The 21,483-nt window shown below is 63.0% G+C and carries 22 protein-coding genes; 18 read left to right on the top strand and 4 right to left on the bottom strand.

Features of this window, described 5'->3' with window-relative positions; all coding sequences use genetic code 11:
• Positions 1-4 precede the first annotated feature (4 nt).
• Both CFB17_RS08270 and CFB17_RS08265 read right to left on the bottom strand, forming a co-directional pair.
• On the bottom strand, positions 5-853 hold the full coding sequence (locus tag CFB17_RS08270; RefSeq protein ID WP_088561040.1) for an urease accessory protein UreD: 849 nt from the start codon (positions 851-853) through the stop codon (positions 5-7).
• Positions 847-1,131, bottom strand: coding sequence for a hypothetical protein (locus tag CFB17_RS08265; protein ID WP_133063868.1), 285 nt, complete (start codon positions 1,129-1,131; stop codon positions 847-849). Before CFB17_RS08265 ends, CFB17_RS08270 begins: the two co-directional genes overlap by 7 nt.
• 121 nt (positions 1,132-1,252) lie before the next feature.
• Between CFB17_RS08265 and CFB17_RS08260 the strand changes: the two genes are divergently transcribed.
• From CFB17_RS08260 to CFB17_RS08230, 7 genes are all read left to right on the top strand, one after another.
• On the top strand, positions 1,253-2,485 hold the full coding sequence (locus CFB17_RS08260; protein WP_088561036.1) for a mitochondrial fission ELM1 family protein: 1,233 nt from the start codon (positions 1,253-1,255) through the stop codon (positions 2,483-2,485).
• Positions 2,486-2,562: 77 nt separating this feature from the next.
• Positions 2,563-3,222 (top strand): peptide-methionine (S)-S-oxide reductase MsrA, encoded by a 660-nt coding sequence (gene msrA / locus CFB17_RS08255; RefSeq protein ID WP_088561034.1) that lies wholly within the window; start codon positions 2,563-2,565, stop codon positions 3,220-3,222.
• A gap of 451 nt (positions 3,223-3,673) precedes the next feature.
• A complete protein-coding gene (locus tag CFB17_RS08250) occupies positions 3,674-5,065 on the top strand; it encodes a cytochrome ubiquinol oxidase subunit I (protein ID WP_207761985.1) in 1,392 nt (463 codons plus the stop codon).
• A gap of 5 nt (positions 5,066-5,070) precedes the next feature.
• A complete protein-coding gene (gene cydB, locus CFB17_RS08245) occupies positions 5,071-6,087 on the top strand; it encodes a cytochrome d ubiquinol oxidase subunit II (RefSeq protein WP_088561030.1) in 1,017 nt (338 codons plus the stop codon).
• Between the two features lie 235 nt (positions 6,088-6,322).
• Positions 6,323-6,988 (top strand): glutathione S-transferase family protein, encoded by a 666-nt coding sequence (locus CFB17_RS08240; protein ID WP_088561029.1) that lies wholly within the window; start codon positions 6,323-6,325, stop codon positions 6,986-6,988.
• Positions 6,969-8,117 carry a tRNA epoxyqueuosine(34) reductase QueG gene (gene queG, locus CFB17_RS08235; RefSeq protein ID WP_088561027.1) on the top strand — a complete coding sequence of 383 codons (1,149 nt, stop codon included), beginning with the start codon at positions 6,969-6,971 and terminating at the stop codon, positions 8,115-8,117. Before CFB17_RS08240 ends, queG begins: the two co-directional genes overlap by 20 nt.
• Positions 8,110-8,976, top strand: a complete 867-nt coding sequence (locus tag CFB17_RS08230) for an SDR family oxidoreductase (protein ID WP_088561026.1) — start codon at positions 8,110-8,112, stop codon at positions 8,974-8,976. Before queG ends, CFB17_RS08230 begins: the two co-directional genes overlap by 8 nt.
• On the opposite strand, the gene CFB17_RS08225 is transcribed toward CFB17_RS08230, so the two are convergent.
• Positions 8,971-9,726, bottom strand: a complete 756-nt coding sequence (locus CFB17_RS08225) for an alpha/beta fold hydrolase (RefSeq protein ID WP_088561024.1) — start codon at positions 9,724-9,726, stop codon at positions 8,971-8,973. The genes CFB17_RS08230 and CFB17_RS08225 overlap by 6 nt on opposite strands.
• A 155-nt stretch (positions 9,727-9,881) precedes the next feature.
• Between CFB17_RS08225 and thrS the strand changes: the two genes are divergently transcribed.
• The 3 genes from thrS (at position 9,882) to CFB17_RS08210 (ending at position 14,331) form a co-directional block, all read left to right on the top strand.
• Positions 9,882-11,870, top strand: a complete 1,989-nt coding sequence (gene thrS / locus CFB17_RS08220) for a threonine--tRNA ligase (RefSeq protein ID WP_088561022.1) — start codon at positions 9,882-9,884, stop codon at positions 11,868-11,870.
• Positions 11,871-12,028: 158 nt separating this feature from the next.
• Positions 12,029-12,556: a translation initiation factor IF-3 gene (gene infC, locus CFB17_RS08215; RefSeq protein ID WP_088561020.1), complete on the top strand. Its 528-nt coding sequence runs from the start codon at positions 12,029-12,031 to the stop codon at positions 12,554-12,556.
• Positions 12,553-14,331, top strand: coding sequence for an aminopeptidase P family protein (locus CFB17_RS08210; protein ID WP_088561018.1), 1,779 nt, complete (start codon positions 12,553-12,555; stop codon positions 14,329-14,331). Before infC ends, CFB17_RS08210 begins: the two co-directional genes overlap by 4 nt.
• On the opposite strand, the gene phnF is transcribed toward CFB17_RS08210, so the two are convergent.
• On the bottom strand, positions 14,328-15,062 hold the full coding sequence (gene phnF / locus CFB17_RS08205; RefSeq protein WP_243389808.1) for a phosphonate metabolism transcriptional regulator PhnF: 735 nt from the start codon (positions 15,060-15,062) through the stop codon (positions 14,328-14,330). The two genes, CFB17_RS08210 and phnF, sit on opposite strands and share 4 nt — an antisense overlap.
• Before the next feature lie 86 nt (positions 15,063-15,148).
• Here phnF and phnG point away from each other — a divergent pair, with 86 nt between their 5' ends.
• Genes phnG through phnN form a run of 8 tightly spaced genes read left to right on the top strand, consistent with a single transcriptional unit; the run spans position 15,149 to position 21,369 of the window.
• The gene (gene phnG / locus CFB17_RS08200) at positions 15,149-15,610 is read left to right on the top strand and encodes a phosphonate C-P lyase system protein PhnG (RefSeq protein WP_088561014.1); all 462 of its coding nucleotides are present in this window, start codon (positions 15,149-15,151) and stop codon (positions 15,608-15,610) included.
• Positions 15,610-16,215 carry a phosphonate C-P lyase system protein PhnH gene (gene phnH / locus CFB17_RS08195; RefSeq protein ID WP_088561013.1) on the top strand — a complete coding sequence of 202 codons (606 nt, stop codon included), beginning with the start codon at positions 15,610-15,612 and terminating at the stop codon, positions 16,213-16,215. The genes phnG and phnH overlap by 1 nt, the downstream gene beginning before the upstream one ends.
• Positions 16,206-17,300: a carbon-phosphorus lyase complex subunit PhnI gene (locus CFB17_RS08190; RefSeq protein WP_088561011.1), complete on the top strand. Its 1,095-nt coding sequence runs from the start codon at positions 16,206-16,208 to the stop codon at positions 17,298-17,300. Before phnH ends, CFB17_RS08190 begins: the two co-directional genes overlap by 10 nt.
• The gene (locus CFB17_RS08185) at positions 17,297-18,178 is read left to right on the top strand and encodes an alpha-D-ribose 1-methylphosphonate 5-phosphate C-P-lyase PhnJ (RefSeq protein WP_088561009.1); all 882 of its coding nucleotides are present in this window, start codon (positions 17,297-17,299) and stop codon (positions 18,176-18,178) included. The genes CFB17_RS08190 and CFB17_RS08185 overlap by 4 nt, the downstream gene beginning before the upstream one ends.
• The gene (phnK, locus tag CFB17_RS08180; protein ID WP_088561008.1) at positions 18,175-18,951 is read left to right on the top strand and encodes a phosphonate C-P lyase system protein PhnK; all 777 of its coding nucleotides are present in this window, start codon (positions 18,175-18,177) and stop codon (positions 18,949-18,951) included. Before CFB17_RS08185 ends, phnK begins: the two co-directional genes overlap by 4 nt.
• On the top strand, positions 18,948-19,673 hold the full coding sequence (phnL, locus tag CFB17_RS08175; RefSeq protein ID WP_088561006.1) for a phosphonate C-P lyase system protein PhnL: 726 nt from the start codon (positions 18,948-18,950) through the stop codon (positions 19,671-19,673). Before phnK ends, phnL begins: the two co-directional genes overlap by 4 nt.
• Positions 19,670-20,815, top strand: coding sequence for an alpha-D-ribose 1-methylphosphonate 5-triphosphate diphosphatase (locus CFB17_RS08170; RefSeq protein WP_088561004.1), 1,146 nt, complete (start codon positions 19,670-19,672; stop codon positions 20,813-20,815). Before phnL ends, CFB17_RS08170 begins: the two co-directional genes overlap by 4 nt.
• Positions 20,812-21,369 (top strand): phosphonate metabolism protein/1,5-bisphosphokinase (PRPP-forming) PhnN, encoded by a 558-nt coding sequence (gene phnN, locus CFB17_RS08165; RefSeq protein ID WP_207761984.1) that lies wholly within the window; start codon positions 20,812-20,814, stop codon positions 21,367-21,369. Before CFB17_RS08170 ends, phnN begins: the two co-directional genes overlap by 4 nt.
• The last annotated feature ends 114 nt before the right edge of the window (positions 21,370-21,483 follow it).

The following is a 21,483-nucleotide window of genomic DNA, read 5'->3' as shown; positions in this document are numbered from 1 at the left end:
TTTCTCAACAGGACCAGAGACGGGGCAAGGGCACGGTAGCGCCTGCCAAAGCAGATCGAAAGCGGCTGAGCAACAGGCTCATTGCCATGCGCAGTTGATCGCCATCGGCAGCTAGGCAACGCAGAGCAAGAAGCTCGCCACGCGCCGAGCAGCCAGCGCGGATCGGCAAGGCTTCGCACCATTCGCGGACGGCCTCCTGCCGGCTTTCGGCGTCGGCCCCGACATAAAGGATGCTGGCAAAAGCGCGCGCACCATCCAGGAGCGCGGGTCGCCGGCCAAGAGCGCCAATCGCTCCAGTGAGCCGCAAGCGGTCGGCCCAGATCGGCTGTCCTTCGCGCCGGATCATCCAGGAATCAGCGAACTGCCCCCGCTCCACGACCTCGCCGCGTGCCGTCCTGCCAAGGACGACGCTCTCGGCGGCAAGGAGCGTGGCCCCGGGTGCCAAGTCGACCTCGAAGCTGCGCTCAAGCATGCCACTCTCGAACAGGATCGTTTCCTGCGGCAGCCATTCGACATGGCTTCCCAATGCGGCATCCAGACGGACGTCAAGCCGTGCCGCCGCCATCCCGTGGCGTGCCCGGTAGACCTTTTCGGCTGCCTGGCTCGTAAGCAGAAGGCGCGCCTTTTCTCCTGCCTTGACCCGCAGAGTAAGACGGTCACCGTCGGTGAGGCCACCGGCACTGTTGATCCAGACCGCCTCGAAGCCGGCTGGATCGTCGGCACGCGGAAAACGCAGCTTGGCAGCACCCTCTTCCAAAGCGTGTGCCAGCCGCGTCCGGCCATCTTGCCACTTGACCTCCAACTCGGCCCGGCCCTGCGCGCGCGGGAGAAAAGCAGGCTCATCCTTCACCACGCCTTGAGAAAACCACCGGGCGCACCCACGGCCTCCCGATCAGCCAGGGCCAGACCGTGTAGGTCATGGGAACCGTCCGTGACATAGAAGGCTGGTCGTGCCGTGCGCCCGGCAGCTCGATTGAGAGGAGGTTCGCCGGCAACCGCCGCCGCAACGGGACACGTGCCTTGCAGCCTTGCCAGGATGATGCGTGCTCGCTCAGACCGCCCGAGGCAAAGGGCAGCCCGACCATCGATGACCTTGTCCGCGCCTTGATGCGGCAAGTGCTCCTCGTTCAAGATCGACCCCATCCGGATGCCCTTCCTTAAGGTGGCGGGGCCTGCTTAGCCCAGGGCGACGGCTTCATGAAGATGCCAGGGCGGATTTACAGCCGATGCGTTGCGCCCTAGACGACCGCCCATGTCGAAGAACGAATCCGTCGCAGCCGAAGACGCCGTTGCCTCCCCAGAATGGCGGCCCCCGCGCACCTGGCTGATGATGGGACATAAAGCCGGCGACAATTCGCAGATCCTGGCACTGGCCGAGGCCCTGGGCTGGCCGTTTGAGATCAAGCGGCTCGCGTATCGCAAGACTGAGATCCTTACCAACCTTTTCGCTGGCCCGACCCTTAAGGGACTGATCCAATCGAGATCCGACCGGTTGGAACCACCCTGGCCGGAATTGATCATCTCCGCCGGCCGTCGCAACGAACCATTGGTGCGCTGGATCCAGCGCGAAGCGGGCGGCCCGGATAAGGTCAAGCTTGTCCATGCCGGCCGTCCCTGGGCACTGCATGAATGCTTCGACCTGATCGTTACGACACCGCAATACCGGCTGCCGGAGAAGCCCAATATCCTGCAAAACGAGGCCCCTTTGCATCGTGTCACAAAGGCGCGCCTCGATGCCGCGGCGGCAAGGCTGGCGCCTGCCCTGGCCGATCTGCCGCGCCCTTTCATCTCGGTGATCATCGGCGGCAATGCCGGCCCCTACGTGCTCGACCGGGAGAATGGCGCCCTTCTGGGATATCACGCTTCCAAGCTGGCCGAATCCATGGGCGGCTCGCTCCTCGTCACGACCAGCGCCCGCACGCCGGCCAAGGCCATCGATGCCTTCATGAGCGAAATCCGCGTCCCTGCCTTCGTCTATCGCTGGCGCAAGGACGACCCCGACAATCCTTATTTCGGCATCCTGGCGATGGCTGACAGACACATCGTCACGGCGGACTCGATGTCGATGATGGTCGAGGCCTGCGTCACCCGAAAGCCTGTGCTGCTCTTCGATTTCAGTCGCGGGCCCGGTAATCACCGTCCGCCCTTGCCGACGGATCATCGACTTCAAGGAAGCAGTTGGCTGGAGCGCCTGCAGGACTGGAAGCTTCAGCCCTACAGCTTCCGCTTCGGACTTCGCTACGCACCCACGCGGCTCACACGCGACGTCACGCTGATCCACAAGCGCCAGGTTGAAATCGGCCGCTGCGTCTGGCTTGGAGAACCCTGGCCGGACGACCGTCCCTTGCCGCCACCCATGGCCGATGTGGAACGCGCGGCGGACCGCGTCCGGGCCTTGTTCGATCCGGCGAACCGGACGACGACGCGCCGTGTGCCCAAGGGGCCGCCCCTGATGCCCGCGTTTTTGAGGCGCTTTTTCCAATAAAGAGCCGCAGCCACTAGCCGACGTTGATGCAGCCTCACTCCAACCCCATTTAGCTGTATGGCAAAGGGGAGATCGCCATGGTGTTCGGCTATCGTAAGAAAGCGGAAATGGTGGACGCGGCCGACGCGCTCGCGGGGCGCCCGGCACGGCCCTTCAAGCTCTCGGGCCGACATGCGGTATCTGGCCATTCAATATTCGCTCCCTATCCCGAAGGGATGGAGCAGGCGATTTTTGGCCTGGGCTGCTTCTGGGGCGCTGAGCGGCTCCTTTGGAACCAACCGGGAGTCCATGTCACCTCGGTCGGCTATGCAGGTGGCTTCACGCCAAATCCGACATACGAGGAAGTTTGTACGGGTCAGACGGGGCATGCGGAGGTTGTTCACGTCGTGTTCGACCCGAAGGTCATCTCCTACGAGGCCCTCCTCAAGATCTTCTTCGAAGCTCATGATCCAACGCAGGGCATGCGTCAGGGCAATGATGTGGGCACGCAGTATCGCAGCCTGATCCAGACCTTCGATCAGGTCCAGGCCGAGACCGCTCGGTCAACCATGGCGGCGTTCGATAAAGCGCTTGCCGAAGCGGGCCATGAGAGGGTGACGACAACGATCGAGCCCGCAGGTGAGTACTGGTATGCGGAGGAAGACCACCAGCAGTATCTGCACAAGGTTCCTTGGGGCTATTGCGGCCTCGCTGGGACTGGCGTGACCTGCCCCACGGGCCTGATCGCCGCAGCGTGACGAATAGCCTGGACGGCGGGCGATCCTTTCGGCCTCCCTCGCCTTACAGTGAGCGGCGCTGGCTCGCCCTCGTCGCAAAGCGCCATGACTGATTGGCGGTTTGGCCGCTCGCTGCTTAGCTCCCTATGCCATACGGGCCAAAGCGCGCCCTTTGGTTTTCAAATCGATGCATTCATCTTCCTTTTCAACGTATCTGCGCCGTGCCTGGCGCGTTCAATGTCCTAAGCTCGCCGGGCCCAGGGCTTCTCAGGTGTTTGTCCCTGCAGGCGGGCCGAGCCGCTGATCAAGTCAATCGCGCAATTCTCGTCGTCCTCGGGGTTTGTCGCGCTATTTTAACCATTTTGACTGGCCCACAAGGCCATACCGGGGCTCGTCTCACCGCGCGAAGTCGTCCATATTGGAAAGTGACGGATTAAAAGCGCTGCAGGCTTAGTGCAAAGGGCGAGGGATCATGGATTCTCTTGACGCGGCGACCCTGGCACGAATTCAGTTCGCCTTCACCGTCTCGTTCCACATCCTCTTCCCGGCCTTCACGATCGGACTGGCCAGCTACCTTGCGGTGCTGGAGGGCCTGTGGCTAACGACGAAACGCGCGATCTACCTCGAACTCTTTGAGTTTTGGGGAAAGATCTTTGCCGTCACCTTTGGCATGGGCGTGGTCTCGGGCATCGTCCTTTCTTATCAATTCGGCACGAACTGGGCACGCTTTTCCGATGCGACAGGGCCGGTGTTGGGCCCCCTCCTCGGCTACGAAGTTCTGACCGCCTTTTTCCTTGAGGCGGGCTTTATCGGCATCATGCTGTTCGGACGAAAGAAAGTCGGGCCGAGACTGCATTTCCTGGCGACACTCCTGGTGGCGATCGGCACGCTGATTTCGGCATTTTGGATCCTGTCCGCCAATAGCTGGATGCAAACACCGGTCGCCTTCGAAATCGTCAACGGCCAGTATAGGCCGCTGGATTGGTGGGCGGTGATCTTCAATCCCTCTTTCCCTTACCGCCTCGTTCACATGGTACTGGCCGCCTATCTGACGACGGCCTTCGTCGTCGGCGCTACAGGCGCCTACCATCTTTTGCGCCGCCCGGGCGATGAGAGCGCCCGAATCATGCTCTCAATGTCCATGTGGATGGCCGCCATCGTAACGCCAATCCAGATCATCGCCGGCGATTTGCACGGGTTGAACACGCTTGAATATCAGCCGGCCAAAATTGCGGCCATGGAAGGCCATTTCGTGCCGGACGATGGGCCGGTACCGCTGCTCCTCTTCGGATTGCCCGACAACGAGGCGGCTACGGTCCGTTATGCCTTCGGCATCCCCTATCTGGGCTCGCTGATTCTGACTCACTCGCTGAGCGGAGATTTTCCGTCGCTGAGCGAGTTTCCGCGTGAACAGTGGCCAGACTCCCGCTCGCTCTTCTGGTCGTTCCGTCTGATGGTCGCCCTGGGCATGCTCATGCTGGCCATCGGCGTCACCAGCCTGTGGCTACGCCTCAAGGGCCGGCTCTACGATACGCGATGGTTTCTGAAAGTCTGCCTTATGGCAGGGCCGATCGGCTTTCCCGCCATTCTGTTCGGCTGGTACACTACCGAACATGGCCGTCAGCCCTGGCTGGTCTATGGAGAGATCCGCACGGCCGATGGCATCTCCGCCGTCTCGACATCAGCGGTACTAACGACGCTGATCATGTTCGTCGTCGTCTACTGCCTCGTCTTCTCTGTCGGCGCCATCTACATGATCCGCATGATGGCCAAGGGTCCCGGGCGTCTGCGCGACGATCCGCGCGGGCCCCAACGATCGGCACGGCCGCTCTCGGCGGCCGCCAGCCTCGACGCGACGGAGTAGCGAAGATGGACTGGAGCTACGACCTCCCCCTCATCTGGACGGCGCTGATCGGCATCGCTGTCTTCATGTACGTGCTGATGGATGGGTTCGACCTCGGCGTCGGCATCCTCTTTCCCTTTGCCAGGGGCGAGCGGGAACGGGACATCATGATGAACAGCGTGGCACCCATCTGGGACGGCAACGAGACCTGGCTCATTCTGGGCGGCGGCGGTCTGCTCGGCACCTTCCCGATTGCCTATGCCGTGCTTTTGGAAGCCCTCTATATGCCGCTCATCGTCATGTTGCTCGCCTTGATCTTTCGCGGCGTGGCATTCGAATTCCGCTTCAAGAGCCGTCGCAACAAGCACCTCTGGTCCGCCGCGTTCGCGCTGGGCTCGGTCATCGCGACCTTTGCCCAGGGCGTGGTCCTCGGTACTTTCATCCAGGGCTTTGAGGTGGATGTCGCCAACCGCATTTTCACCGGCACGGCACTTACGTGGATCTCACCGTTCGCCCTCGTCTGCGGGGCTGCCCTGGTCGCGGGCTATGCTCTTTTGGGAGCTACCTGGCTCATCATGAAGACCGAGGAAGAATTGCAGGCTTGGTCCTTTGAGATCGTCGCGCCTATCGGGCTCCTGGTAATGATCGGGATCGGGATCGTCTCGCTCCTGACTCCCTTCATCAATCCGCATATCTATCAGCGCTGGTTCGCGTGGCCGAACCTTCTCTATTTGTCACCCGTGCCGGTCCTGGTCGTGCTGACCGCCTTCCTTTTCTGGCGAGCGGTCGAGAATCGCCACGATTACTGGCCATTCCTGCTGGCCATGGCGTTGTTTGCCCTCTCCTATCTGGGGATTGGCATCAGCATGTTCCCCCATATCATCCCCTATAGCGTGACGATCTGGGAAGCAGCCTCACCACCCATGAGCCAAGGCTTCCTGCTGGTGGGCGCCTTGGTGCTCTTACCCGTCATCCTGGCTTATACCGGGTACAGCTATTGGGTATTTCGCGGCAAAGTAGCTGATGCTGAGGGTTATCATTGAGTCGTTCGCGGGGTGCTCTGGCAAATTCGCGCGGCCGGCGTCTACTCTGGTTTGCAGGCCTGTGGCTGGCTGGCGTATGCGTCGTTGCGATCGTCGCCTTCGTGCTTCGCGGACTTTTTAGCTTGGCCTGAAAGCCTGTTCGGCAACCAGGAAGCTTGCCAGGGCGCTCGGCATCGTCTTTCTATGCGCCGACACGGTCCCTTTTGCCCAACCCGGGGCCGACGACACGGACCTCATGCTGCGCCTTTATCACGTTCCCCTTTGCCCATATTCACGCAAGATTCGTCTGGCCTTGCGCGAGAAGAATCTCGTGGCCGAGCTGATCGAGGTTGAGCCCTGGGAGCAAAAAGACGAGTTCCTGGCGCTTAACCCGGCTTCGGAAGCCCCTGTGCTCGTCGATGACGACCTCGTGATCTGCGATTCGCAGGCGATCGCGGACTATCTCGAGGAGGCCTTCCCCGAGACGACGCTCTATGGCCGCTCCCTTGAGGAGCGTAACGAGACGCGACGGCTCGTTGCTTGGTTCGACACGAAGTTCACCCGCGAAGTGACCGACCCACTCTGGCGCGAAAAGATCGTCAAGCGCTGGGCGAGGCGTGGCTTTCCTCGCACCGATGGCCTACGCGAGGCGGTGGCCAATATCCGCTTCCATCTGGCTTACATCGATTGGCTCTACCAAAGCCGTCGGTGGCTGGCAGGCGATCAGCTCACCATGGCCGATCTGGTGGCAGCAGCGCATCTCTCGGTGCTCGATTACATGGGCGATATCAACTGGGAGCACGCTGGCGCGGCGCGCGACTGGTACGCCAAGATGAAGTCGCGCCCTTCCATGCGGCCGATCCTTCTTGAGCGGGTCCGCATGCTCACGCCGCCCGCGCATTATGACGATCCGGATTTCTAAGGCCGAGTTGCCTGGGCGTATCCGCGAGCGCGCTGAGGCGCTCGGGTTTTCAAGCATCCGCTTCACCAAGGCGGACCTGCCGCCTGTCGTCCAGGACCGTTACCGTCAGGCGATCGGCCTCGGCCGACATGGCAGCATGGCCTGGCTAGCGGCCGAGCCAGATCGTCGCTCCTCGCCCGTCCACCTCTGGCCGGAGGCGCGATCGGCCATCACGCTGGCCATGAATTACGGTCCAAGCGCTGATCCGCGCCCCGAGCTCGAGGCCAAGGGCCGCGCCTATATCTCCGTCTATGCGCGCCACCGCGATTATCATGAGGTGATCAAGGGAAGATTGAAAGAACTCGGGCAGTGGCTGCACCGTGTTGGAGGCGGCGAGATCAAGGTCTTCGTCGACACCGCCCCTCTCCTGGAGAAGCCGCTGGCGCAACAGGCCGGGCTTGGTTGGCAGGGCAAGCACACGAATCTCGTCTCTCGCCAGTTCGGCTCCTGGCTCTTCCTGGGCGAGATCCTCACGAGCATCGACCTGCCGTCCGATCCGCCGGAGGCCGACCATTGCGGCCAGTGTCGCCGATGCCTGGACGTCTGTCCGACGGCCGCCTTCCCAGCACCCTATCAACTCGATGCCCGGCGTTGCATCAGCTATCTGACGATCGAGCATAAGGGCCCGATCGATCGGGAATTCCGCCATCTCCTGGGAAACCGGATCTATGGTTGCGACGATTGCCTGGCCGCCTGCCCCTGGAACAAGTTCGCCAGCGCCGCCAGCGAGGTGAAGCTCGCGGCACTACCGGACCGTGTGACCCCTAGCCTGGAAGAACTGTCCCACCTGGACGATGCCAGTTTCAGGGTCCGTTTCAGCGGCAGTCCGATCAAACGCATCGGTCGCGACCGATTCATGCGAAACGTCGTCCTGGCGATGGGCAACAGTGGCGATGCGAGATTCGTTCAACCCCTGACGCGCCGCCTGGGAGATGCCTCGCCCCTCGTAAGGGGTGCTGCCGTCTGGGCGCTGGCGCAACTCGTGTCCCAGGCGGAACTGGAATCGTTTGCCAGCGCCCATGCCGGCGAGTCCGATCCCTCGGTTCGAGAGGAATGGCGTCAGGCCAGCAGGGACAAGGCCTTTGCCTGAAGTCCTCTTCTGCTTTGGTCTGGGCTACACGGCCAAACGATTGGCCGCGGCCCTGGCGTCGAAAGGATGGATCATTCGGGGAACGGCGCGTACAGCCGCGAAGGTCGCAGAACTCCGTCAGGAGGGGATCGAGGCCTTCGAATTCGCCGGGCTCGGGCCCTTGCAGGAGGCGTCGACCGCTCTCTCCAGCGTGACGCATGTCCTGCACTCGATTCCGCCAGATCCAGAGGGCGATCCCGTGCTGAGGTGGCACGCGGCGGACTTGGCCGCCCTCCCTGGCCTTGCCTGGCTGGGCTGGCTAGGGAGCACCTCGGTCTACGGTAATCGCGATGGTGCCTGGGTCGACGAGGAGACGCCGCTCCTGCCGGCGATCGCGCGCGCGGATCGCAGGGCGGCGGCCGAGCGGGACTGGCTCGCCAGTGGGCTGCCCACGCATATTTTCCGGCTGGCCGGGATCTACGGACCCGGTCGCAATGCTTTCGTCACGCTGCGCCAAGGCACGGCTAGGCGCATCGTCAAACCGGGCCAGGTCTTCTCGCGAATTCACGTGGACGATATCGTTCGAGTGCTCATGGCCTCGATCGCCAAGCCCTCGCCCGGACGAATCTACAATGTTTGCGACGACGAGCCGGCACCGTCCCAGGACGTCGTTGGCCATGCGGCGAAACTGATGGGCGTCCCGCCGCCACCGGAACTGCCCTTCGAGACGGCGGAGCTGCCGCCGATGGCCCGAAGCTTCTACAGCGCCAATCGCAGGGTGCGAAACGAGAGAATCAAGCGGGAGCTTGGCGTGACCCTCGCCTTTCCCACCTATCGAGAGGGTTTGGCGGCACTTCTGCGCGAGGCGGAGAACTCATAGGTCCGCCTGTTGCATCACCCGGTCGACTGCCTGCTCGAGACGATAAAGATCGTCCGGCCGTGAGAGACGGTGATCACCGTCCTTCACGAGCTCGACCGTAACGGCGCGGCTCTCGAGACAACTGGCCAGCTCCAAAGCGGTGCTCCAGGGAACCTCGCGGTCCTCCTGGCCGTGCAGCAGATGGACCGGGCAGCGAATGGCAATGCTGTCCTGCATGACCAGATGCCGGGCAGCGTCGCGCATGAATCCCGCCGTCAGCGGCAAAGGCTCGCCATATGGATTAGGCACAAGCAGCTTGCCGTCGCGCGCGAGTGTGGCCCGCGCTTCTGCATCGAGTGCTGGCTCGACAACGCGGGCAGTGAAGTCGGGAGCGGCGGCAATCCCTATCAAGCCTCGGATGCGCTGGGGGAGCCGCAGCCCCGCAAGCAGCGCCTGCCAGCCGCCCATCGACGAGCCCACAAGGATGAAGGGCCCGTCAACGACCTGTTCCAGCATCGCCATCGTGTCGGCGTGCCAGTCGCCGATCCCATGCTCCTCGAACAGGCCCTCGGAGCGTCCATGACCGCGATAGTCAAAACGCAGGAAATTCTGGCCCCTGCTCCGACAGAGATCGGCCAAGTGACTGGCCTTGCTGCCGGTGAGATCCGAACGCAGCCCTGAAAGGAAGACCAACGTCGGCCCGTCGCCGGGAATCCGCTCGAACGCCAGACGATAGCCGGCGCCGACCTTGAGATAATCGACCTCGCTCATGCGCCAGAAGATGGCTTGGCTTCGGCAGGAGGGCAACGTTTCGCGCGCAGAAGTACCATATCTGAGCTCCTGCCCTCCCATTCCGTCGTGCGGCGTGGCAGGATGCGCGCCCTTTCCACCGGGCCCCTGGCCCCAGCTCGAGTTGTCCGACCATCATGTCCAATGTCGTCGATTCCGCAAAGCCCGAGGAACGGGCAGGCGTTGCTCACGCCAGCGGGAACAGGGTTGCCATCACCCTGCCTGACGGGACGACGCGGACCTTCGACGCGCCGGTCACCGGCAAGGAGGTCGCAGCCTCGATCGGCCCGGGCCTTGCCAAGGCCGCTTTAGCGATCGAGGTGGACGGCGTGTTACGCGATCTCGATTGGCCCATCCTGGCCGATGCGCACGCTAAGATCGTGCGCGCGCAGGATGCGGACGCGCTGGGCCTTATCCGGCATGACGCCGCGCATGTGATGGCAGAGGCCGTACAGGCTCTCTTCCCCGGAACGCAGGTAACGATCGGCCCCGCGATCGAGAATGGCTTCTACTACGATTTCTATCGCGCCGAGCCGTTTTCGAGCGAGGACTTGACGAAGATCGAAGCGAAGATGGCTGCCATCGTCGCTGCCGATCGGCCATTTCGCCGGGAGGAAGTCAGCCGGGAAGAGGCCCGGGAGCGCTTCGCCGCGATGGGCGAGGATTTCAAGCTCGAGTTGCTGGATGCCATCCCGGCGGATCAAAGGATCACCCTTTATCATCAAGGCGAGTGGTTCGACCTTTGTCGCGGACCGCATGGGCCATCGACCGGCCGGATCGGCGCTTTCAAGCTCATGAAGGTGGCCGGCGCCTATTGGCGCGGCGATGCGCGCAATCCGCAGTTGCAGCGCATCTACGGCACGGCATTCGCGACGAAGAAAGAACTCGACGCCCATCTGCACCAGCTCGAGGAGGCGGAGCGCCGCGATCACCGCCGGCTCGGCCGCGAGATGGATCTCTTTCATATTCAGGAAGAGGCAGCGGGCTCGGTCTTCTGGCATCCCAAGGGTTGGACGCTCTATCGGATCGTCGAGGACTACGTGCGACGTCGCATCGCCGCCGATGGCTATCAGGAGGTGCGTACGCCGCAGCTGGTCGACCGCGTCCTCTGGGAACGCTCCGGGCACTGGGACAAGTTCAGGCAAAACATGTTCACGGTCGAGACCGAGGACGATCGCGCGCTTGCAATCAAGCCAATGAACTGCCCCTGCCATGTGCAGATTTTCAACCAGACGCTGCACAGCTATCGCGATCTTCCGCTAAGAATGGCGGAGTTCGGCTCTTGCATGCGCAACGAACCTTCTGGCGCTCTTCACGGCATTATGCGGGTGCGCGCTTTCACCCAGGACGACGCGCACATTTTCTGCACACCGGAGCAGATCGGCGAGGAAAGCCGGCGTTTCTTCGAGCTGCTGAAGAGCATCTATGCCGATTTCGGCTTCACCGACGTCAAGGTGAAGTTCTCGGATCGTCCCGAGGTGAGGGCTGGCAGCGACGAAGTGTGGGACCAGGCGGAGGCAGCTCTCTCGGCGGCTGTCGAGGGTGCCGGGATGGAGACCACCCTCAATCCGGGCGAAGGCGCCTTCTATGGGCCCAAGCTCGAGTTCGTCTTAAGGGACGCGATCGGCCGGGATTGGCAGTGCGGCACACTGCAGGTCGACTTCATCCTGCCCGAACGGCTCGATGCCGAATATGTGGGCTCCGACGGTGCCCGGCATCGACCGGTCATGCTGCACCGGGCGGTGCTGGGTTCGCTCGAACGGTTCATCGGCATGCTGATCGAGGAGCATGCCGGGCGCATGCCCCTTTGGCTGGCCCCGGTCCAGGTCGTTGTCGCTACCGTCACGAATGAGGCCGACGCCTACGCCTACGAGGTGCGGGATCTGCTGAATGCCAAGGGCGTGCGGGTCAATGTCGACACCAGCCCGGATAAGATCTCCTATAAGGTCCGGCAACATAGCCTGGCCAAGGTGCCGCTTCTCCTTGCTGTGGGCGCACGTGAGGCGGCTGAGCGGACGGTGAGCCTGCGGCGCCTGGGTAGCCAGTCGCAGGAGAGCTTGTCCCTTGACGCCTTTCTTGCATTGTGCCAGCGGGAGGGCGCAGCGCCCGATCTCCGCACGTCTTGAAAACGCGCCAGCGAAGGCTCACGTGAGTTTGGCTGTCTTTCGCATGAAAGGACGGTCATTCTATTGCATAATCGGCAGTGTCGGTTCGGATGATCGACCTGTTCTTCAGCCGGCCATGCCGGATTAGTCGCCACAACGTCGGAGGATGACGGGCACATATGTCTCAGCAGCAGCGCAGCAGCGAAGAATATCGGATCAATGGTCTCATCGATGCACGGGAAGTACGACTCGTCGATGCGGACGGATCTATGATCGGTGTCGTTCCCCTTCGCGACGCTTTTCTTCGTGCCGAGGATGCCGGGCTGGACCTTGTTGAGGTCTCGCCCACTGCAACCCCGCCCGTTTGTAAGATTCTCGACTATGGCAAGTTCAAGTACGAGGCGCAGAAGAAGGCTGCCGCCGCGCGCAAGAAGCAGCGCGTGATCGAGGTCAAGGAAATCAAGATGCGTCCGAGCATCGATGACAATGACTACTCGATCAAGATGAAGAAGGTGAAGGAGTTCCTCGACGAAGGCGACAAGGTCAAGGTGACTATGCGCTTTCGTGGTCGTGAGATGGCCCACCAGCACTTGGCCATGGACATCTTGAATAAGGTTAAGGACGAGGTCGCCGAGCTTGGCAAGGTCGAGCAGATGCCCAAGCTCGAGGGCAGGCAGATGATCATGGTGATGGCGCCCTTGAAGTGAGCAGCCGAGCCGAAAGGCTGACGGCGCTCCGCGGCTGGTTGCAGGAACGCGGTCTCAGCGGTTTCTACCTGCCACGAACCGATGAGTTCGGCAGCGAGTATCTGCCGGCCAATGCTGAACGCGCGGCTTGGCTCACGGGTTTCACCGGATCGGCGGCGGTCGTCGTAGTGTTGACCGAGAAGGCGGCGGTCTTCTCCGACGGCCGCTATACCGTGCAACTTGCCGCTGAGGTGGACCCCGAGCTTTTCGAGCGTCGCCATCTCGTGGAGGAGCCGCCGTCCGCCTGGATTGCGGCACGCGTGCAGCCCAAAGCCAGGATCGGCTACGACCCGATGCTGATGCGTCGCGCCGAGATCGCGCGGCTCCGATCGGCGCTGGAACCCGTTCAGGGCGAACTGGTAGCCTTGGATACGAATCCGCTGGATGAGGTCTGGATCGATCGTCCAGGTCCGCCCAAGGCTCCGGTCAGCCTTCAGGACGAACTCTACGCCGGTGAGCCGAGCGCCGCAAAGCGCGGCAGAATCGGCGGCGAGGTTGCCGAAAAGGGTGCGGACGCCCTGTTCGTAACGGCAGCTGATTCGATCGCGTGGCTGCTGAATATTCGCGGTCGCGACATTCCTTTCAATCCGTTATGCCTCAGTCATCTTCTCCTCGAAACGGACGGCAGATGCCGCTGGTTCGTCGATCCGGACAAGCTGCCAACGGGCTTTCGACTGGACAACGCTGTGGCCGTCGAGCCGCCCTCGGCATTGGCTGCAGCACTTGCCGACCAGAAAGGACGGCGCGTCTTCGTCGATACGACCCTCGTGCATGAAGGCTATCTGCTCAAGCTCGAGGCGGCCGGTGCCAGGCTCGTCACCGGCGATGATCCAATCGTGCGCGCCAAGGCCAGAAAGAATGCCAGGGAGATCGATGGAGCAATAGCGGCACAGCTCCGTGATGGTGCGGCCGTCTCGCGCTTCCTTGCCTGGGTCGACGCACAGCCGGTCGGCAGCATCGACGAATTGGCGGCCGCCGAACGACTTTTGGCATACCGGCAGGCGGACCCTTTGTTTCGCGGCGAGAGCTTCCCGGCAATCTCGGCCTATGGGCCGAATGCGTCGCTGCCGCATTACCGCTGTTCGCCCGAGACCAATCGGCCATTGAGTGGCGGCGCGCTCTACCTGATCGACAGCGGCGGCCAATACCAAGATGCCACCACCGACATCACCCGGACCGTGGCCGTAGGCGCCGTGCCGGACGAGATGAAGACGCACTTCACGCTCGTCCTCAAGGGCCATATCGCGATCGATCAGGCGCTCTTCCCGCGCGGCACGACCGGCGCACAGATTGACGCGCTGGCCAGGCTGGCCCTTTGGCGGCACGGCCTCGACTTCGATCACGGCACCGGCCATGGCATCGGCGCTTATCTTTGCGTCCATGAAGGGCCGGCCCGGATCAGCAAGGCCGGCAACGTGCCGCTCGAGCCCGGCATGATCCTGAGCAATGAGCCGGGCTTCTATAAAAGCGGTGCCTACGGCATTCGTATCGAGAACCTTCTTCTCGTCGAGGAGAAGCCGGCGCCGGTGGGCGCGGAGCGGGCTATTCTGGGCTTTCGCACCCTCACACTGTGCCCGATCGATCGGCGCCTTATCCAGTTGCCGCTGCTGAGCATCGACGAGATCGCCTGGATCGATGCCTATCACGCGCGTGTGCTGACAAGCCTGCGGCCGCTTCTCAGCGGGCCGGAGGCGGCATGGCTCGAGATGAATTGCGCCAGATTGGGCCCAGCCTAGTCTTCGCCAAAATGCAGTTCGATGCGATCGGCGACAAAGCATGCCTGACCGGCATCGATCGGCGTGCCGTCAAGATCGACGTCGACGCTGTGCACCACCAGGAGAATCCGCCCCGGGGCAAGGTCGAGAAGATCCGCTTCCTCGGGCGTTGCCGGGCGCGCTGAGACCGTGCTGCGCGTGCGACGATAATCGCTGATCCCATAGGCGAGGAGGGCGTCGGTCATCCGCTCAGCCTGGCGACGAACGTCCTCCAGACCGGCGAAGCGCGGCAAGGGCAGATGGGAGCGCCCCAAAGAGACTGGCGTACCGTCGACGAAGCGTCGCGTCCTCAATCTGAGGACCGACTGGCCGGGCTCGATCCTCAATTGCTCCGCCAGGTCAGCGGTCGCCGGGATCTCCTCGGCACCGAGGATCTCGCCACCCGCCTGCCGGCCGCTGCGCAGGACGTTCTCGCTAAAGCGCGTCCGCGTGCCGATGTGGTAGGCGATGGGTGACTGCTCGACGAAGGTGCCCCTTCCTTGCGTCGCGCGCACGATACCCTCGTCGGCAAGCGCCCGGATGGCGCGTCGAACGGTATGACGGTTAACGCCGAACCGAAGGGCCAGTCGCGCCTCGGTCGGAAGTTGGCTGCCCGACAGGAGCTGACCGCTGCGAATTTCCTCGCCTAGTTGGTCGGCGATTTGCCGCCATGCTGCCACACCCGCCCCGCGTTCGATGCGTTCCAGCGTCACGCGGTCATTACTCTGTTCAATTATTGTCATCCTGTTGTATAGATAAATAGACAAATTGCCGATGGCAGATAATTTGGTAGGTGGCGATGTTGGGCTCTGAGGTCAATTCGGAGACTGAGGCGCGACGCGCGGTCATGGGCCTCTGCGCTGCAGCGACCGGCGACGAGGTAGGGATTCTTCTCAAGGCATTGCCCGAATCCGGTGCGGCGATCGATCTTCGCCCGCCCAAGGTCGGACTGATAATGCTTCGGGGGCGCATGGGTGGCGAAGGCGCCGCCTTCAATCTTGGCGAGGCGACGGTAGCCAGGGCCTCGGTCCAGTTGAGCTCCGGCACGGTGGGCTTTGCCTACCATCTGGGCCGGGATCTGGTGAAGGCACGGCGTGCGGCGCTCGTGGACGCACTCTGGCAGGAGGAGGCGACACGCGAGCGCGTCGAGACGGCGCTGATCCCAATTCGCCGACGGCTGTCAGCGATAGCAGCCCTTCAAGCCCGGCAAACGGCGGCAACGCGCGTGGAGTTCTTCACGATGATACGAGGCGACAATTGATGCTCACCGCGGGATTCACGGATCCGGTCGAGCAGGCGCAAGGAATCTTCCATGCGGTCATGACGGCATTGTCGCAGCCAGGCACCCTGCGGAAGTTGGGCTCAGGACTGCAATCACCGCCGCTGCGCGCCGACATGGCGAGCATTGCCCTCTCGCTCTGCGATCACGAGACGCCGATCTGGCTGGATCCGGCCCTGCCGGCGACCGACGCGGTGTCGAAATATCTGGCATTCCATACGGGCTCCCCGCTGACGGCGGACAAGAAGACGGCAACCTTCGCCTTTGTCGCCGAGGCTTGCAGCCTTTCTTCCCTCGATGAATTTGCCCTTGGCAGTGATACCTATCCCGACCGCTCGACGACAATCATAGCCGCAGTGACCGGCTTCGATCGGGGCAAAAGCTGGAGGGCTAGCGGCCCCGGCATCGACGGAACAATCGCCTTTCTCGTCGACGGGCTGCCCGTGAATTTTGCCGCCCGATGGGCCGGCAACCATAGCCTGTTTCCGCGCGGCGTCGACCTTCTGCTAGTCGACGGCACCGACGTTCTGGCTCTACCGCGCAGCGTCGTCCTGACCCCGGCCGAGGAGCAAGCCCCATGTATGTAGCTGTCAAAGGAGGCGAGCGCGCCATCGCCAACGCGCACGAGCTCCTGGCGCATCAGCGCCGTGGCGACGCCAGCGTCCCGGAGATCGCGCCCGAGCAGATCGAGGGGCAGTTGCAGCGTTCGGTCGACCGGGTCATGACCGAGGGGTCGCTCTACGATCCTGCGTTGGCGGCCCTGGCGATCAAGCAGGCGCAGGGTGATCTGATCGAGGCGATCTTTCTCATCCGCGCCTTTCGAACGACGGTCGAGCGGTTCGGCTACGCAGTGCCCACCGAGACGGTCGCCATGACGATCGTCCGTCGTGTCTCCGCCACCTTCAAGGACCTTCCCGGCGGACAGATCCTGGGCCCTACCTTCGACTACACGCACCGTCTGATCGACTTCATGCTGGCGGCCGGCGTCGAACCAGCGCCACCGGCGGAGGGCCAACCCGTCGCGGACGAGAGGGTCGTGCCGCTTACCGAGCTTTTAGACCAGGACGGTCTCATCGAGGCCGTTCCCTCCGCCGACACGGACGACGAGGTCGGCGATCTGACGCGTGATCCCCTCGATTTCCCGGCCGCCCGCGATCTACGCCTCCAGGCGTTGGCCCGCGGCGACGAGGGCTTTCTGCTCGGCCTCGCCTACTCCACGCAGCGCGGCTATGGCCGTACCCATCCCTTCGTCGGCGAGATCCGCATCGGCGAGATCGACGTGGCGTTCGAGGCGGAGGAAGTGGGCTTCGCCGTACCGCTCGGCCGGGTGATGCTCACCGAGTGTCAGATGATCAATCAGTTTGCTGGATCGGCCACGCAGCCGCCGCAATTCACCCGAGGCTACGGACTGGTCTTCGGCCAGAGCGAGCGCAAGGCCATGAGTATGGCGCTGATCGATCGCGCCCTCCGCGCTGATGAGCTTGGCGAGGAGCGCCAGGCGCCCGCGCAGGATGAGGAGTTCGTCCTTGCCCATTGCGACAATGTGCAGGCCACAGGCTTCGTCGAGCATCTGAAGCTGCCGCACTATGTCGATTTCCAGGCCGAGCTCGATCTGGTGCGCCGCATGCGGCAGGAACATACGGTCGGCAGCAGCGAGGAGGCTGCGGAATGAACACCGTGAGCGGACTTAAGGCCACGGGTTACAATTTCGCCTATCTGGACGAGCAGACGAAGCGGATGATCCGCCGCGCGATCCTGAAAGCAATCGCCATTCCGGGCTATCAGGTGCCGTTCGCCTCGCGTGAGATGCCGATGCCCTACGGCTGGGGGACGGGTGGCGTGCAGGTGACCGCCTCGATCCTGGGCAAGGCCGATGTGCTCAAGGTGATCGACCAAGGGTCGGACGACACGACCAACGCGGTCTCGATCCGTAAATTCTTCGAAAAGACCGCCGGTGTGCGGACGACGACGCACACCGGCGAGGCGACAATCGTCCAGACCCGCCACCGCATCCCAGAGCGGCCGTTACGCGCGGACCAGATCCTTGTCTACCAGGTTCCGATCCCCGAGCCGCTCCGCTATCTCGAGCCGCGCGAGACCGAGACCAGGAAGATGCATGGCCTCCGCGATTACGGGCTGATGCACGTCAAGCTCTACGAGGATATCGCGCGGCACGGCCATATCGCCACGACCTATGCCTATCCGGTCGAGGTGGCTGGACGCTACGTGATGGACCCCTCGCCCATCCCGAAATTCGACAATCCGAAAATGGATATGAGCCCGGCTCTGCAACTCTTCGGTGCCGGGCGCGAGAAGCGGATCTATGCCGTGCCACCCTACACTCACGTGCGAAGCCTGGACTTCGAAGATCATCCCTTCGAGGTGCAGCGCTTTTCCCGCCCCTGTGCGCTCTGCGGCGCCGAAGATGCCTATCTGGACGAGATCCTGTTGGACGATCGCGGCCAGCGCATGTTCGCCTGCTCCGATACCGACTATTGCGAGGAGCGGCGGGCGTCGGGGCACACCGGCTTGCAGGGAGACGCAGCATGAGCGCCAAGCCGCTTCTGGACGTTACCGGCCTCACCAAATTCTATGGCCAGCGGCTGGGTTGCGAAGATGTGAGCTTCGATCTCTTCGAGGGCGACGTGCTGGCCGTCGTCGGCGAGTCGGGCTCGGGCAAGTCGACGCTGCTCGGTCTGCTCGCGGGCGAGTTGGAGCCGACCGCCGGCCACATCGACTATCGGCAACAAAACGACGAGACGGTCGAGCTTGGTTCCCTTGACGAGGGTGCGCGGCGCGCGCTGATGCGCACCGAATGGGGCTTTGTTCGCCAAGATCCGCGCGAGGGACTACGCATGGCCGTGACCGCTGGCGGGAATGTCGGCGAGCGGCTGATGGCGAAGGGTGACCGTCATTACGGCCAGATCAGGCAGCGCGCCGGCGACTGGCTGGAGAAGGTCGAGATCGAGGCGCAACGGATCGACGAGACGCCGCGCAGTTTTTCCGGCGGCATGCGACAGCGGCTGCAGATCGCGCGCAACCTCGTAACGCATCCGCGCCTCGTTCTCATGGACGAGCCGACCTCGGGCCTCGATGTTTCGGTGCAGGCGCGCCTCTTGGACCTGATCCGGGGCCTTGTGACCGACCTGGGACTGGCCGTCGTCATCGTCACGCATGATCTGGCCGTGGCCAGGATCCTCTCGCATCGGATCATGGTGATGCGCCGAGGCCGCGTGATCGAGCAGGGCCTGACCGATCAGGTGCTGGACGACCCAGCCGACGCCTACACGCAACTTCTCGTCGCCTCGGTGCTTGCCGCATGAGCAAGAAATCCGTTCTCACCTTCGTCGACGTCGGCAAGGCCTTCACCCTGCATCTGCAGGGGAGCGCCGATCTGCCGGTCGTCAGTGGCGTTACCTTCGATCTGCATGAGGGCGAATGCGTGGCGCTGGGCGGCCCCTCGGGCATCGGCAAATCCTCGCTCCTTAAGATGGCCTATGGCAATTATCGTTGCTCCGAAGGGCACATCCTGTTCCATGCCGAGGCGGCCATCGTCGACATTCCGCATGCCTCGCCCCATGCCATGCTGGCGCTGCGGCGGAAGAATATCGGCTATGTGAGCCAGTTCCTGCGTGTCATTCCACGCGTGCCGACGCTGCAGATCGTCGAGGCCGCAGGCGTCGAAGGTGGCCTCGACGAGAGCGCGGCCAAAAACCGTGCTCGGGATCTGCTCAGCAGGCTGAATGTGCCGGACCGGCTCTGGTCGCTGCCGCCCGCAACCTTCTCGGGCGGCGAGCAGCAAAGAGTGAATATCGCCCGGGGTCTCTGCGCCGAGCGACGTCTCCTTCTTCTGGATGAGCCGACAGCGTCTCTCGACGCGGCGAATGGCGCCGTCGTCGTCGATATCGTCAAGGACATGAAACGCCGCGGCACCGCCGTCCTGGGCATCTTCCATGACGACGCGGTCAGGACGAGCCTCGTGGATCGAGTGATCGACATGCGCCGCTATGCCGGTGCTGGGACCAGTGAAGCGAGCGCGGCATGAACAGCCTGACCATGATCGAAAATGCGCGTCTCGTCCTACCCGAAGAGATTCTGGATCAAGGCTGGCTCGCTGTCGTCGACGGCCGGATCGCGGAACTGGGCCAGGGCCGGCCACCGGAACGCGGCGTCGACCTTGGGGGCGATCTGCTCCTGCCAGGCCTGGTCGAGCTACATACCGATCATATAGAAAGCCACTTCACCCCCCGCCCCAAGGTGCGCTGGAATGCCCTGGGGGCAGCCATCTCCTATGATGCGCAAATGGCGGCTTCAGGGATCACGACGGTCTTCGATTCGCTGCGTATCGGCTCGGATTTTGACCAGGATGACAAGTCCGACGATATCTGGCTGCTGGCCGAGTCTATCCAGACCGCGCGGCAGGCCGGCAGGCTGAGGGTGGAGCATCGCACTCACCTGCGCTGCGAGATCGCGGCAGGCGACGTCGTCGATCAGCTCCAGCGCTTCGCTGAGCGCTACCCCGTCCACCTCATGTCCCTGATGGACCACACGCCGGGTCAGCGACAATTCCGCGATATCGCCATCTGGAAGACTTATTACTGCGGCAAGACCGGGCGCTCCGGCAACGAGGCCGATGCGCTGATCAGCCATCGTCGTGCGCTGAATGAGCGTAACGCGCAAAAGCATCGGCTGATGATGGTCGAGTTCGCTCAGACGCACGGCATTCCTCTTGCCAGCCACGACGATACGACCGAGCAGCACGTTGCAGAGGCGGTGGCCGATGGCGTGGCCATCGCCGAGTTTCCGACCACTCTGACTGCTGCTGAGCACGCGCACGCACATGGCATCAGCGTCCTCATGGGGGCGCCCAACATTGTCCGTGGTGGCTCGCATTCGGGCAACGTCGCGGCTCTCGAACTGGCAAGCCACGGCCTGCTCGACCTCCTTTCGTCCGACTATGTCCCCTCCAGCCTCCTCATGGCGGCCTTCGAGCTCACGGCCCGCCTCCCCGTCATCAAGCTTCCACGGGCGGTCGCAATGATAAGCCGCAATCCCGCGCGGGCGGCGGGTCTCGATGATCGTGGCGCTCTCGTGGCTGGGCTGCGAGCCGATCTGGTCAGGGTTGCCATGCTGGGCGACCAGCCTGTACCGGTCGCGGTCTATCGAGAAGGGAAACGGGTGGCATGAAGATGGGACGGCTCGTCCTCGTCGTCGGGCCAAGCGGCGCCGGCAAGGACACGTTGATCCGTGGCGCTCGCCGCCAGTTAGGCGACGATCCTCGCTTCGTTTTCGTCCGCCGCGCCATTACGCGCGCTTCGTCCGTTGACGAGGAATGCATCGAGCTCGATCGGGAACGTTTCGCCACGCTTGCAGCGGAGGGTGCCTTTACCCTGCACTGGACAGCCCATGGGCTGTCCTATGGGCTCCCGCGCGCGATCGAGGATGCCCTAAAGGAGGGACACATCGTCGTGGCGAACGTTTCGCGCGGGGTTGTCCAAGAGGCACGCGACCGATTCAAGGAGAGCTTCGTCATCGAGGTGACGGCGAGTGATGCCGAGTTGGCCCGTAGACTGGCACAACGCGCGCGCCCCGAGGACGGGGATCTGAACAGACGATTCGCACGGCGCACGGAAGTCTCTGCCCTGCAGCCTGACGCCAAAATCTTTAACGACACTACACCCGAAAATTCAACTTCGGGTTTTGTTCGGTTGCTTTGCGACCTGGCTGACGCGCACGCCTGAGGTGCGGCTTCTTAGATACGTCCGAAGTAAATTTCGAGGGCGAGCGGATTGTCAGTGCAACATCTGACGTGAAGATATATTAAGACGCTTATAAGGTAGAAGGATCTTCCCCCG

The organism is Arboricoccus pini, from assembly GCF_900187945.1.
Classification (GTDB): domain Bacteria; phylum Pseudomonadota; class Alphaproteobacteria; order Geminicoccales; family Geminicoccaceae; genus Arboricoccus; species Arboricoccus pini.
This window is presented reverse-complemented; position numbering and strand designations above follow the sequence as displayed.